Here is a 13054-nt window from a genome sequence, read left to right as displayed (position 1 = left end):
TCCAGCCCCCAGCCGCCAAAACACCGGTCTCAGGACAATTTTAAAAATTTAATGTAACAATGCAGCAACTAAAGGCGTCATTTCAAACCTACCGATTTCTCTTTATTTTTAAGAAACAATATCTGGCTGGAAGAACATGAACGCGCTAATTGTCAGGCCGTCGAAGCTTGCGGGCGAGATAACCGCGCCACCATCGAAATCATACACCCACCGCGCCTTCATGATAGCGCTGCTTGCTGAGGGAGAAAGCGTTATAAGGGATCCCCTCATCGGCTACGACACCATGGCTACGATTGAAGCGGTAAGGGCGATGGGCGCTGAGGTAACTCAAGAGGGCAAGGTCTGGAGGGTGCGCGGCACTGGCGGAAATTTAAGACCGCTCAAAAGATTGATTGACGCGCGCAACTCGGGCACCACCATCAGGCTGATGAGCGCCATTGCCGCAATCTCTCCGGAGCCCATCAAGCTCACCGGCGACCAATCAATTCTGCAGCGTCCGATGGGCCCCTTGATTGAAACGCTGGCCGAACTTGGTACAAAGGCCAGATGCGAGGGAAAGGAGGGCCGGCCCCCCGTCATCGTCGGCGGCGGGTTGGAGGGAGGCGATGTGGAGATTACCGGAGGCATAAGCTCCCAATTCATCTCGGCCATTTTGCTCGCCGCGCCCTATGCCAAAAATGACGTCAGCCTCACCATCACCGGTGAGCTGCGCTCGAAACCCTACGTTGAGATCACGCTGGAACTGCTCGAAAGGGCGGGTGCAAAAATAAAGCACGACGGCAAGCTCATGAACTTCAAAATTCCTGGAGGACAGACCCTGAAGCCGATTAAGATAACCATCCCCGGAGACTTCTCCTCGGCGGCCTTTCCGCTCGGGGCTGCGGCGATAACCCGCTCCACCGTAAGGGTGAACAACTTGGACATCAAAGGAGCTCAGGGCGACAAGCGCATTGTGACGCTGCTAAAGGACTTCGGCGCAGAGGTGAAGGTTTCCGAGAACGCCGTCGAGGTCTCAGGTGAGGGCGAGCTCAGCGGCATCGAGGCGGATTGTGGCGACAATCCCGATCTGGTCCCCATCCTCGCCGTCATCGGCGCAGTCGCGGACGGAAGAACTAGGCTGACCAACATACCGCACCTGAGGTTCAAGGAGACCGATCGGCTGCGCGCCCTTGCCAACGAGCTGCGCAAACTGGGTGTGGAAGTAGCCGAGTTACCTGATGAGCTGAAAATAGAAGGGGCGGAACAGCTCCGAGGCTCAAAATTATGGTCTTACGATGACCACAGGATGGCGATGGCTTTGGCAGTGGCCGGACTGGTCGCTCAGGGCAAAACGATTGTCGAAAACGTTGATAATATCCCCGTCTCTTATCCGGGATTCGTCGAGGATATGCAAAAGCTGGGCGCGAAAATTGAGATAGTAAAATAAACCAACTCTGCCCTTCCACCTAGATTAAAATAGTCGACTTTCAGACAAAAACGTTAGCATGCAAAAGGCAATGTGTTTAAAGCGTTGCAAATCAGAGGATAGAGCCGAAGAAGCGCGGGCCATTCGAGTTGCTCAGATGTCTTCTATATTTTCTGTCGAGAATTCGCAGGGCTCCAAAGGATAAAAAACCGATTAGAAACCCGACTCCGTGGGCAAAGACATCGACGCCCGGTGCAACGCTTAGGAAGCTGCTGACATCCAAGACGACCAAAATCAACAGTGAAATGACTAGCGAAAGGGACATCAGGCTGGAATAAAATTTCACTCCGATAGCGCTAAATCTGAGAACTCTCTTTCTTCTCCTGCCTGCCAAGCGCTGGCGCCCCCGCATCAAGAACCTAAAATTGTCCGGAAGATCTTGAATCGCGCATGATAAGACGATACCCAGCGCACCGTAGACAACCCCTGAGGCACCGTATGCAGATTTCAGGCTGGTCAAAAGGAAAGGATACTCCAGAACATTGGCACCAATCCCTGCGAGAAATGCCAGCAATAAAAAACGGCGGCTCAACCGATGCCTGGTCTGTCTGGATTTTCTCAGGTTGATCAGAATGAACAAGGCCGAGGCAAAGATAAAACCCGCGACGTTGCTGAAAATGTGCTCCAAGTCCACGTGAGAAAAAACCGAGGTTAAGATGCCCCAAGGTCGGTCCGCAGAGAGCCACAGCCAATCCAGTAAGGAGGGGTAAAGGAAAAGGACGGCAAAGAAACTGAAGTTCAACGTCAGGAAAATTAACAGAGCCGTGAAAACCGGACGAAAACCGGAGAGAAATCTTGAGGGTCTCATGCCATCCACCAATATTTACCCCTAGAAGATCAATAAAAGCTGCCAAAAGTGCGCTGCATCTAAAAAAGTAAGCTGCTTTTGAATCTTAAAGTCAAAATAAAAAATAAAACCTTTTTGGAGCGGTTGCCACAAATCGAGGTGTTATAACCCTCAGGCACCGCTCCCCATCCGATCACGATTCGGTTGAACCGCGACCAACGCTTGAGATTTTGGTTGCCCTCTATCGTTTAAAAACTTACGGGCCCCGTCTTGATCCCCGGCGTTTCTGGAAGCATTCCCTGCAGTAAACAGGTCTGCCCTCGGTCGGCTGGAAGGGAACCTCGCACTCGGCGCCGCAGTCTGAGCAGGTTGCCTTGTGCATTTCCCTGGGTCCAAACCTCCGTGGCCCGCCGTATCTTCCACCATATGCCATTTTACTAACTCTCCTATTTTTTCTCAGATACGGTGCGGAAAAACAGTTTCAACCATTTCTCCTATGTCCCTTCGAGGGACCACACGTATCTTGGACTACCATATCCTTCCTTGCTTAAATAATGCTCGGTCCGGGCAACCCGCTCAACTTCGGCTAAATTCGCCTAAGCTCAAAGTCCCACGGTTTTCTGGACGGCTTTTACGATCGGTGTCAACAAGACGCGGGTGATGAATTTCAGCGTCTTAGATCTACTGATCATTCTAGCGATGGTGGGTGAGGTTCTGTAATAGAGCGAGACGAACAGCCTGCCGGCGCTCTCCCTCATGAGATAGTTGTCCCGGAAAGACCGGAGTACGTTGATCTCATGCGCCATCGAGGTACCGAAGGCCGCGGTGGCGATGAAGCAGCCACCCCCACGACGCTCAAGGTTCAGGTTAAATTCAGTCTTATCCTTAGCACACTGATAGACCAGATGGGGGATTTTTCTCGTAGTCTTGCCCCGCAGCGTCCGCGCCGTCTTTTCAACTTCCTTTCTCCCCTTTATCTCCATGGGGAGGCCGCAAACGGGACAGAGGATCGTGGGGACGGAGATGAGCGTTCTCGGGTCCACCTCGGTGAACTTTTTCTTCCCCTTAGGTTGCTCTGGCTTTTGAGCTTCTTTTACCCTATCTTTCTCGCCCTCTTTTATCGGCTCCTTTGCCATCAGAATCCTTGAGTTACTGGGTGCGACCGGCTATTAAACTGTTCTCCTTGGAAAATGACCCCGCCATAAAGCAGGCTTTTAGTTGCACCGTTCTCTTACTTTAGATAAGATTCGATGCCCACTGTCTTATCCAGTATAATAATGGCAATTACCGCGATAATTATGTATATCGCTGCTGCCGCCGCTACATCTGGCGTAATCGCCGTCTTGATCCTGGTGTACATGTTTATTGGAAGCGTGGCCGACCAAATCGTCGTCAGCATAAGGCTAGTCACAAATTCATTCAGACCCAAGACAAACATAAGCAGCCCTCCCGACATTATCCCGGGCAGTAGTGCCGGAATTGTAATGTGGATGAACGTGTAGATCTCATTGGCTCCCAGACTCATCGAGGCGTTCTCCAGATTTGGATCCATGCGATTGACGGCAGAAGAGGTGGACCAGAGCATGAAAGGAAGATTTATCTCCATAAGGGCGAAACCGATTCCCAAGATGTTGCCCACCAAGCCAGCGCGAGCATAGATAAACAGCAATGAGATGCCCTGCACCACCAGCGGAACGGTAAAGGGAAGCAGCAGATAAACTTGTATCGCGTTTCTTGCCTTTATTTTATATCGGAGGAGGCCATAGGAAGCTAAAGCGCCTATAGGTATCGCTAAAATTGTGCAGAATGTTGCGGCAATCAAGCTGTTTTTCAAGCCCGTTTGGAACCATGGAGAGGTTAAAGCAGTGAAGTACCATTGAACTGAAAATCCTTCGGGAGGAAAGGTCACCCTCGGAGCACTAGTGAAGGAGCATATCAACACGATCAACAGGGGAAGAATAAAAAATAACATGATGCCGGCCAAAAAGATCTTGGTGTACCATCTCAAGCCATCACCTTCCTCTGATGAAGATGTTTCCGATCTTTCCTATTCTAAGGATTATGTAAACAATCGCCGAAAGCGTTATCACGAGAACCACGCCCATCGCCGCACCGTAGGGATAATTCACGGCGTTGAAAATCATCATGTACATCACGTTAGCCACAAAGTCAAACACGCCGCCGCCCAGCAGGTCTGGGTTTGCGTATTCGGTGGCCCCTATGGCAAACGTCACTATCAGCGCTCCAAGGATTCCCGGTTTTAGCTGGGGCAGGACAATGTGGAAGAAGCACTGCCTGGGGGTGGCTCCGAGGTTCTGGGCCGCCATTTCCGTGTATTCGCTAACTGCGGTCACCGCGGGAGCGATGAGAAGAATTGTCATGGGTAGCAACATATGAAGAAGCCCGATCAGAACGGCATAGGGTGTGTTGACCAAGCTGATAGGGGTATGAAACAGCTGTTGGGCCACCGACCCCAGCAGTCCTTTCTCACCCAATATTATCAGCCAAGAATAGGCCTTGACGATTTCCCCTATGAAAAAGGGGACCAAAGTCATCAATAGCAGCGCCCTTTTGAGCATCAGTGACTTGGTTCTCACCATAAAATACGCGTAGGGAATTCCGATGAGAAGGCACAGTATGCAAGTTATCGTGGTGAGAGTGAAAGTCCTTATGAAAGAGGAAACGACGCCCTCCGTCGCGAATACTCGAACATAATTTTCTATGGTAAAAACAGGGATGAAAATCTGGATAATATCGTATTTAAAAAAACTAACGAGTGAAAAATAAAAAAGGCCAACCGCCATTATTCCCACGGAAACTAATGCCGGGAGGGTTAGTAGATAACCCACTCTTTTTCTCGCCCAAAGGTAAATTTTCGCCTTCATCGAATCGGAATCTCTCTCAGCCGCCATAGTAATTGCGCCCCTTCATGCCTATGGTAGGGATTAATCCCGGCTTCAGCCCGTGATTTCTTGGAACCTAGCAAACCATTCCTTCTGGTACTTCGCTAGGACATTCTCCGGCACAAATATGTTCATTGCCCAGTGCTCAGGCTCGGTGGGGAACGCGGGGTCGCCCTTCATATAGTCTGGAATCGGCGCGCCAACGGCCAGTGGTGGACATCCCAGAAGTTCCGCCCACTTGCCCTGGACCTCTGGATCACAGGCGATGTTGATGTACTGCTTGGCCCAGTAATCACGTTCTGGCGGCAGATTTTTAACCACTTCCAAAGCATCTGTGTGCACTTCAACGCCTTCCTTAGGAACCACCCAAGCAACCTCTGCTCCCGCTCTTTTCGCCTCGAAGACGTTAGTCAGGATGGTAACCAGCAGCGCCATTTCCTTTCTCTCGATCCACATGGAGAAGTCCGGGTCTTCACCAAGTCCCCCGATGCTTGGGGCCAAGGTCTTGAGCAGGTCCCATGCCGCCTCCATCTTTTCAGGATGGGCTAAGACCTCGCTCATCTCAACGCCCGCCAGTCTGGCCAGAACTGCGTGGAAACCTATGCCATCGTCGTACATCGCTATTTTGCCCTTGTACTGCGGCTCCCAGAGCACCCGCCAAGAATCTGGCACTTCCGAAACCAAGCTCGGCACATATGCCAACACGTAGGTGTAGGCATACACGTTGACATACGGCCATTTGTCACCGTATGACACCATTACGTCTGCCCCGGGCTTCGCCTCAGGCCTCATCTTGGCAAGGTTTGGAACCTCAGATAGAGACATCGGAGAAACGAGCCCCCACTGCGCTTCCAGATACGAGTTGGTAGATATGGTCCAGTTTACATCAACAGGCGGCACCTGCCCTGCAGGTATTATCTCACGAAGTCGCGTCTGCAGCTCACTGTCCTCGGTGTAATCGTATTCAACTTTTATTCCAGTTGCCTCTTCAAATGCCTTGCTCACAGCCTCATCAAGTGCGCGCTCCCAGCCACCGCCCCACGCCCGGACAACTATGCTCTTCGGCTTCTCTGCTGTAGTTGACGGTTGACCTACAATCCAAATTGCTGCCCCTACCACAATCACTATCCCTACTATAACTGCAATCACTATACTCTTTTTCATACGAGCTAAATTATATGGCGCCATTTAAATATTTTACCCATTAGCAGTGCCAAGAAAAAGTGGATGGTACCGGAGAGCAGAGACTGATGCAACCATTGCCGAAGAAGCCTTTGACTATCTTGAAGCACCGATTGAAAGAATTGACGCCCCACACATTTCAATAACTTTTAGCCCACATCTGGAGGATTTTTACATCCCGAGAGAAAGAAAATAGAAGAAACTTTTCAGGGGCTCGTCGGTGAAAAATGAGAAAATTTTAGCGGTGAAACGGCCGAAACCAAAAATCGACTTATATGATTTTTAAACGGCCTGTTATTAAAAGTTAAAAATTATTTTGGGAACCATCTAACGTTCTCCGGAGTTACTTTCATGTAGACCTTTTGTCCCTGCTTAAAAACTTGCTTTGGGTCCCGGTCAATCGCCTTGATAATGGTTCCTTCGAGATCAAGTTCGTACTTAATGAAGTTGCCTGAGAAGAAGTTCTGCGCCACTATGGCTTCCAATGCAAAAATATCGTCCTTTGGCCGGTTTCCGAAAAGTTTAATGTGCTCCGCCTTAATCGAAACATGGCCTTCGCCCTTGGCCTCCTTGGCGAGGGGGAGGATAACTCCTTCCACGGACTTGAAAACTGTTCTGCCATCCTTTTTCACCGCGACACCATTAAAGATGTTTGTTGTACCAATGAACTCCGAAACAAACAGCGTCTTCGGATCGTTGTAGATTTCCTCAGGGGTTCCCATCTGCTCTATTCTTCCGCCATTTATGACGAGTATTCTGTCACCCATGGTCATGGCTTCTTCCTGATCGTGGGTTACTAATAAAGTAGTCGCACCGACCCTGTCGTGAATCTTCTTAATCTCACCTTGCATTTCCTCTCTGAGTTTTCTGTCGAGAGCACCCAGCGGTTCGTCGAGAAGAAGAATAGACGGTTCAAACACGAGGGTCCGGGCGATGGCGACCCGCTGCTGCTGGCCACCACTAAGCTGAGTTATCCGCCGGCTACCCAGCCCAGCCAGTCCGACGATTTCCAGCATTCTCTCGACTTTCTTTTTTATCTCGTCCTTGGGCAGTTTTCTTATCTTCAGCGGGTAGGCAATATTATCAAAGACATTCATGTTCGGAAAGAGCGCCATGCTTTGAAAAACGACCCCGACATTTCTGCGATATGGCGGCACGTCGTTAATCCTCTTTCCATCGAGGATGATGTCCCCCGAATCTGGCTTAACAAAACCAGCAATGCACATCAACAGAGTGCTTTTGCCAGAACCCGATGGGCCCAAGATGACCACGAGTTCTCCCTTATTCACGGAAAAGCTGACTTCACGCAGGGCCTCGCATTCCTCGTATTTCTTACTCACACGGTCGATTTTCAAGATTGCTTCTGTACTCATTCTGCCACCCCTGCTTCTTGCTCCGCTTGTCTATTTTTCAAGGTGGATAAATTTAAGCCTTGCTTTTTTTATACTTCATTTTCGAAACGAATTCAGTCCAGCGTCCCTTTTATGCCTCCAATCTGGCCGATTTTCCAGCTGTTTTCCCTCAAGGTCTCACGGATACAGTCACCGAGCGCACGGCAGGCCGCCTCCCAAGCATGGTGGGGATCGCTGGCCCGCTCAATCTGGACGTGGACGGTAGCCCGGCAACCCTGGGCAAACCCCTCAAAAAACGCAACCATGTCCCGGTTCAGGACGTCCTCAACGTGGTCCGCATCCTCAAGGCATTTCGGCAGCTCGATGAAGGAATTGCTCCGGCCCTCAACGCTGAGGCAAACCCTAGATCTAGACTCATCCATAACTCTCACCGAAAAACCATAGCCGTTGACGCCCACCTTATCCTTTCTCTGCTTGAACAGATTCAGCACCAGGTTCCCCAGCATGATTCCGGAATCCTCACAGATGGTGTGGCTTAATTTCTTTTTTGTCGACCCCATCTTCAGTCTAAGGTTGAAACAACCGGCGAATCTAACTTGGTCCAGCATGTGATCCAGAAAATCCAAGCCGGTGCTGATTTCAGACTCAACTTTGTTCTTCAGCGAAATTTCACCCTGAATCACCAGCTCAGTGGTTCTCCTTTCTAAGCTGACGTGGTTCACGTCAGCCGATATTAAATTCAGCCCGAGCTTGTGTGCGTTCATTGCTTCTCAAACCTTATCTTTGCTGAATTGGCGTGGGCCGGGAACCCCTCATACTCGGCTATAGTGACCAAGGCCTCCTTCAGCGACTCCAGCCCCTTCCTGCTGAGCTTTTCAACTGTTGGCTTCTTCAAAAAGGTCTCCACGTCCAGACCCGAGGTCCATTTGGCCGTGCCGCCGGTGGGGAGCACGTGGTTGGGACCCACCACATAGTTGCCTCCGGAAATTGGCGAATAGGCGCCCACGCAGATAGTACCGGCGTTCTTGATCATTCTGAGGGTCTTCTCCGGGTCCTTGGTTTGAATTACCAAGTGCTCAACCGCATAATCGTTGACAAACCTGACGCTTTCCTCAAAACTCTTCGTGACTATTATCGCGCTGTACTTCTGCATGTTTTCCTTGATAAAGTTCTGTCTCATCTCGGATAGGGTTCCTATCATCTCATCGATGCAAGCGGCCACTTCCTTAGCCAGCTCCATTGAGTCCGTCACCAGTACCCCTGCCGAATCAGGGCCATGTTCGGCCTCGTTCAGAATATCCGCCGCGACGAACTTTGGATTCGCGGAGGAATCAGCCAGAACCAAACCCTCGCTGGGACCAGCAGGCAAATCAGTTTTTACCATATGCTGCACCAGCATCTTGGCCGCCGTTACATAAGGGCCTCCGGGGCCGGCAATGCAGTGCACTGGTTTTATCGTCTCGGTGCCGTAGGCCAGCGCCGCTATGGCGTGTGCCCCGCCCATCTTGTAAATTTCATCCACGCCCTGCATATCTGCCGCCACTATTGTCGCTGGGTCCAGCTTGCCGTTGCTCATCGGAGGACTGCACAACACCGTTCTCGATACCCCGGCTATTTTTGCCGGCACAGCCAGATGCACCGCCACGCTGGGGAAGCGCCCCTTGCCACCGGGCACGTATAGTCCAGCGCTCTCGATCGGCACAACCAGACGTCTCGCCTCAACGCCCGGTGAGATTTTTACCCTCAGTTCCTTAGGCAGCTGCCGTTTATGAAAGAGCCTCACGTTTTTCGTCATTATTTTCAGCGCTTTCATCACCTTGGAGTCGACCAAGCGATAGGCTTCCTCGATCTCTTCCTTTGAAACCCTCAGTTCGTCCGCCTTCAGATCCGCGCCGTCAAATTTCTTTATGTACTCAACAAGCGCCTGATTTCCCCGGCTCTGAACATCCTTCATGATTGGCTTTACTTTTTCCATGAAGGACTCGATATCCCTCATTCCTCTTCTCAAAATTGTCTGAATTACCTCAGCGGGTGCTTTATCCAGCTCAATAATTCTCATTCAACACCCTTACCACACTTGGCTGTTCTGTATAAAAATCTTAGTCACCTCGTTTAACTGTGGCGCAAAATTTAAAACATCGGCTGCTTACTTCTTTTTGACTAATATGGGGAGGCTTGACGGTAAGGTAGCTCTGATAACCGGTGCCGGCGGTGGCATCGGCCGGACCGAGGCGGCATTGTTTGCGCGGGAAGGCGCCGTAGTGATCGTGACAGACATTTCTGCCCAAGCCGGAGAAAAGGTGGTCGATGAAATAAGGAGGAACGGTGGCAAGGCCGAGTTTATGAGACTCGACGTGACCGTGCCCGGGGAATGGCAAAAAGTGGTAGATGAAGTCATGAAAAAATATGGCAAGGTGGACATACTAGTGAACAACGCGGGGATACTGATATCAAAAAGCGCGGAAGAACTCACTCCGGAGGAATGGGAGAGGGTCATCAAGATCAACCTCACCGGCACCTTCTACGGCTGCAAGTACATTCTGCCGGCGATGAAAAAGGCCGGGGGCGGCTCCATCATTAACACCTCATCGATCATGGGGATCGTGGCCTTTCCGAACGAGCCTTCGTACGATGCCTCCAAGGGCGGCGTCAGGATGTTAACCAAGGCCATGGCTGCCGACTACGCCAAATACAACATCCGGGTTAACTCCCTTCACCCGGGAAACACCAGAACCGAGATGAACGAGCCTTGGTTAAAGGATCCTGAAAAGGCCAAAGAGCTGATAGGCCCAACGCCGATGAAAAGGGTGGCGGAACCCATTGAAATTGCCTATGGCGCGCTGTTCCTAGCTTCGGACGAGTCCTCGTTCATGACCGGGGCCGAACTGGTCATCGACGGGGGCTATACCGCCGTTTAAACTCGTCTTCCGATCTAATGCTGGCAAGTCCTTACCGACTATTTCCTGTTCTTCGTCCTTACTCCGATCCTCTTCGTCGCTGTGTACACAATCGTCTATTCCTACTTTGCCTATCAAAAAGAGATGAAAACTGAACAACAATTCGAAAAATAAACTTGGCCGGCAAAAGTTCTGGTGGACCCAGCGGGATTTGAACCCGCGACCCCTCGCCTGCGAAGCGAGTGCTTTCGGCTTGGATTTCTCCAATCTGCCGCTGAGCTATGGGCCCACCACTTCAATTAGTTTTAATCCCTCATTAAATACTTGCTGACGTGGGTCGGATTAAGATCATCAAAAATTGCTCAGCGGACGGACGGTCGGGTTCAACTCGCGCGGATCATTCTCAGGAGTGAAAACAGGACCGGTCTGGATTTCGTCTCTACGCTGATAAAAGCGGTGGAAAGAAACTTAAAATTGACCGCGACACATCCTCAAAAAATATTCATGTAGTCTGGTGTCCGTAGTCAACTCCGGGTGGAAGGCCACCGCAACCATGTTCCGCTGTTTAACCCCCACTATTTTCCCCATGAACTCGGCGATGACCTCAGCATCGCCCCAGACTTCTTTCACCACCGGTGCTCTGATGAAGACCCCGGGAAATGGTTTCTCGCCCAAGATAGGGATATTTAGCTCCGCCTCAAACGACTCCCGCTGCCTGCCAAAGGCATTTCTCACCACCGCGATGTCCATCAGCCCCAGCAGCGGTTGCTTGGTCCGCGCCACCTGCTCGTCGCCACGCTTGGCCAGCACGACCATCCCGGCACAGGTCCCAAGCAGTGGCACCCCTGATTCTGCCAGCCTTTTCACCGCGTCGAAGATTTCCGTGATCTTCATGAGCTTGCCGATGGTGGTGCTCTCGCCGCCGGGAATGATGATGCCGTCAACTCCTTCCAGCTGCTCGGGCCGGGCAACCCAGACAGCCTCACCCTGCTGGCCGCTGGCCACAAGGGCCCGCCTGACGGCCTCGATGTGTTCGCTAACCGCACCCTGGAGTCCGATGACGCCGATTCTCATAATTCCACCACATCTTGATGAATTAACTTGAACGCCATTTTATCCTTTCCGCTGAACCTGAAAAAGGCAAATATGATGTTGCCCTTTCTCACTCCACCGGCATCTCGTCAACGTCCCCTCACCGCGTTCACTCAATCAAAAGCCAGCCCAGAAAAAAGCCGGTTTCCATTCCCAGCTAAAGCTGGGCCAAGAACAGAAGCTGCACGCGGGTGTCGGCCAACTCGTTAGCGATGATCTCCGCCACCTTTTTAATAACTAAGTATCCCCGCCGGCAATCCTTTTTGAAAATCTTGTTGACCAAATCATCGGCGACAATGGTGGCGACCTTGACCTTATCCAAACAGCGGGCGTAGGTGGTGTATCTTTTGGTGCGGAGAAGTGCCGGGTAGCCGAAAAACCTGCCCTTGGTCAGCGTATAAACGGAGATCCTCTTCCCCGCTCCGGCTTCCAGCTCTATCGAAACCCTTCCCTCCAACACCATGTAGATCTTCTCGGCCTGATCCCCCTCCTTAAAGATCAGGTCCCCCTGCTCATAATCCTCCACTTCCGTCATCTCAGCGATGTCCTTCAGCTCATCGCGCTTTAAAAACTCAAAAATGTCCATCCCCTTCAGAACTTCCGGCCTCACCGCCATTTAGCCACCAATCCTTAATCCTCCAGCTCACTTAAAACTCTAACTGCCAGCTCAGGCAATTTTTCCTCGATGATGTTGCTCAGGCGGTCTCCCCAGCCGACCTCCTTGGGCTGAATGCCGACGATTTTCACGTTGCTCAGGTCGTGGCCCAGCTGCTTGCCCAGCTTGATAACATCTACCAAATTGAACTCGTGTAAGGAGAATTTTATTTCATCCGCGATCATTAACAGCTCTTCGGCTCTGAAGCTGGCAATATAACCGGGCTCCTTACCCATGTCAACGGCGTCAACTAAGACCACGCGGTCAAATCCTTTAATCTCCTCGAGAAGATCAACCCCCAGCGTCGCCCCGTCAACAATTTTAACGTCCCTGCCCAGCCCCCGGTTCCTTAGGAACTCAACGCACCTCATCCCGACGCCTTCGTCTTTGAGAAGTATGTTCCCTAGACCAACGATGAGCTTCCTTTCAACCAACAAAATCTACCTTTAAAAGATGACAGGAACAGGAAATGCAGGGATCGTATGCCCTTACCAGCATCTCCAGCAGCTGAACGATTTCCTCCTTCGGCCGGTCAAGGATCTGGGGCACCAGTTCCCTCATGTCCGCCTCGATGTTGGCCAGATTTTGAGCCGTTGGGATGATGCAGTTGGCCGCGTCAATTGTGCCGTTGCCGTTGATGCGGTACTCGTGGATCAATAGCCCCCGCGGCGCCTCTACCACTCCGACCCCCCAGCTCTTCTTGACCGCGGGCAATCTGGCC

15 protein-coding genes and 1 tRNA gene are annotated in these 13054 nt (G+C 51.3%); 2 read left to right on the top strand and 14 right to left on the bottom strand.

The genetic code is table 11. From position 1 onward, the window contains the following. Positions 1-136 precede the first annotated feature (136 nt). Positions 137-1426 (top strand): 3-phosphoshikimate 1-carboxyvinyltransferase, encoded by a 1290-nt coding sequence (aroA, locus tag ACP5PX_RS06245; protein ID WP_428085048.1) that lies wholly within the window; start codon positions 137-139, stop codon positions 1424-1426. 91 nt (positions 1427-1517) lie between these two features. On the opposite strand, the gene ACP5PX_RS06240 is transcribed toward aroA, so the two are convergent. The 9 genes from ACP5PX_RS06240 to hisD all read right to left on the bottom strand — a co-directional run bounded on the left by ACP5PX_RS06240 (position 1518) and on the right by hisD (position 9748). Continuing rightward, positions 1518-2273, bottom strand: a complete 756-nt coding sequence (locus ACP5PX_RS06240; protein WP_428085046.1) for a rhomboid family intramembrane serine protease — start codon at positions 2271-2273, stop codon at positions 1518-1520. Between the two features lie 235 nt (positions 2274-2508). Beyond that, entirely contained in the window at positions 2509-2685 is a 177-nt protein-coding gene (locus tag ACP5PX_RS06235; protein ID WP_428085044.1) for a CxxC-x17-CxxC domain-containing protein, read from the bottom strand. A 169-nt stretch (positions 2686-2854) separates the two neighbouring features. Next, a complete protein-coding gene (locus tag ACP5PX_RS06230; protein ID WP_428085042.1) occupies positions 2855-3388 on the bottom strand; it encodes a CFI-box-CTERM domain-containing protein in 534 nt (177 codons plus the stop codon). A 95-nt stretch (positions 3389-3483) separates the two neighbouring features. Next, complete coding sequence (locus ACP5PX_RS06225; RefSeq protein WP_428085040.1) at positions 3484-4260, bottom strand: ABC transporter permease; 777 nt, start codon at positions 4258-4260, stop codon at positions 3484-3486. A 4-nt stretch (positions 4261-4264) separates the two neighbouring features. Further along, positions 4265-5056 (bottom strand): ABC transporter permease, encoded by a 792-nt coding sequence (locus tag ACP5PX_RS06220; RefSeq protein ID WP_428085052.1) that lies wholly within the window; start codon positions 5054-5056, stop codon positions 4265-4267. Positions 5057-5209: 153 nt separating this feature from the next. After that, a complete protein-coding gene (locus tag ACP5PX_RS06215) occupies positions 5210-6319 on the bottom strand; it encodes an ABC transporter substrate-binding protein (protein WP_428085038.1) in 1110 nt (369 codons plus the stop codon). Between the two features lie 329 nt (positions 6320-6648). Next, positions 6649-7710, bottom strand: coding sequence for an ABC transporter ATP-binding protein (locus ACP5PX_RS06210; RefSeq protein WP_428085036.1), 1062 nt, complete (start codon positions 7708-7710; stop codon positions 6649-6651). Positions 7711-7802: 92 nt separating this feature from the next. Continuing rightward, on the bottom strand, positions 7803-8453 hold the full coding sequence (locus ACP5PX_RS06205; RefSeq protein WP_428085034.1) for a hypothetical protein: 651 nt from the start codon (positions 8451-8453) through the stop codon (positions 7803-7805). Continuing rightward, positions 8450-9748, bottom strand: a complete 1299-nt coding sequence (gene hisD / locus ACP5PX_RS06200) for a histidinol dehydrogenase (protein ID WP_428085032.1) — start codon at positions 9746-9748, stop codon at positions 8450-8452. Before hisD ends, ACP5PX_RS06205 begins: the two co-directional genes overlap by 4 nt. A gap of 106 nt (positions 9749-9854) precedes the next feature. On the opposite strand from hisD, the gene ACP5PX_RS06195 reads away from it, so the two are divergent. Beyond that, positions 9855-10607 carry an SDR family NAD(P)-dependent oxidoreductase gene (locus ACP5PX_RS06195; RefSeq protein WP_428085030.1) on the top strand — a complete coding sequence of 251 codons (753 nt, stop codon included), beginning with the start codon at positions 9855-9857 and terminating at the stop codon, positions 10605-10607. A 172-nt stretch (positions 10608-10779) separates the two neighbouring features. Here the strand turns inward: ACP5PX_RS06195 and ACP5PX_RS06190 are convergent. The 5 genes from ACP5PX_RS06190 to ACP5PX_RS06170 form a co-directional block, all read right to left on the bottom strand. Beyond that, positions 10780-10875: transfer RNA gene (locus ACP5PX_RS06190), tRNA-Ala, on the bottom strand. Between the two features lie 179 nt (positions 10876-11054). Beyond that, entirely contained in the window at positions 11055-11663 is a 609-nt protein-coding gene (gene pdxT, locus ACP5PX_RS06185) for a pyridoxal 5'-phosphate synthase glutaminase subunit PdxT (protein ID WP_428085050.1), read from the bottom strand. Between the two features lie 172 nt (positions 11664-11835). Next, a complete protein-coding gene (locus tag ACP5PX_RS06180) occupies positions 11836-12294 on the bottom strand; it encodes a cyclic nucleotide-binding domain-containing protein (RefSeq protein ID WP_428085028.1) in 459 nt (152 codons plus the stop codon). 14 nt (positions 12295-12308) lie between these two features. Next, the gene (locus ACP5PX_RS06175) at positions 12309-12767 is read right to left on the bottom strand and encodes a hydrogenase maturation protease (RefSeq protein WP_428085026.1); all 459 of its coding nucleotides are present in this window, start codon (positions 12765-12767) and stop codon (positions 12309-12311) included. Continuing rightward, a partial coding sequence (locus tag ACP5PX_RS06170; protein WP_428085024.1) for a nickel-dependent hydrogenase large subunit occupies positions 12760-13054 on the bottom strand: 295 nt, incomplete at its 5' end. The genes ACP5PX_RS06170 and ACP5PX_RS06175, both read right to left, overlap by 8 nt.

It is taken from the genome of Hadarchaeum sp. (SeqCode) (assembly GCF_049969415.1).
In the GTDB taxonomy this organism is placed as follows: Archaea; Hadarchaeota; Hadarchaeia; order Hadarchaeales; family Hadarchaeaceae; genus Hadarchaeum.
The sequence above is the reverse complement of the archived record's forward strand: the minus strand, read 5'-3'. Positions and strand labels throughout refer to the sequence as shown.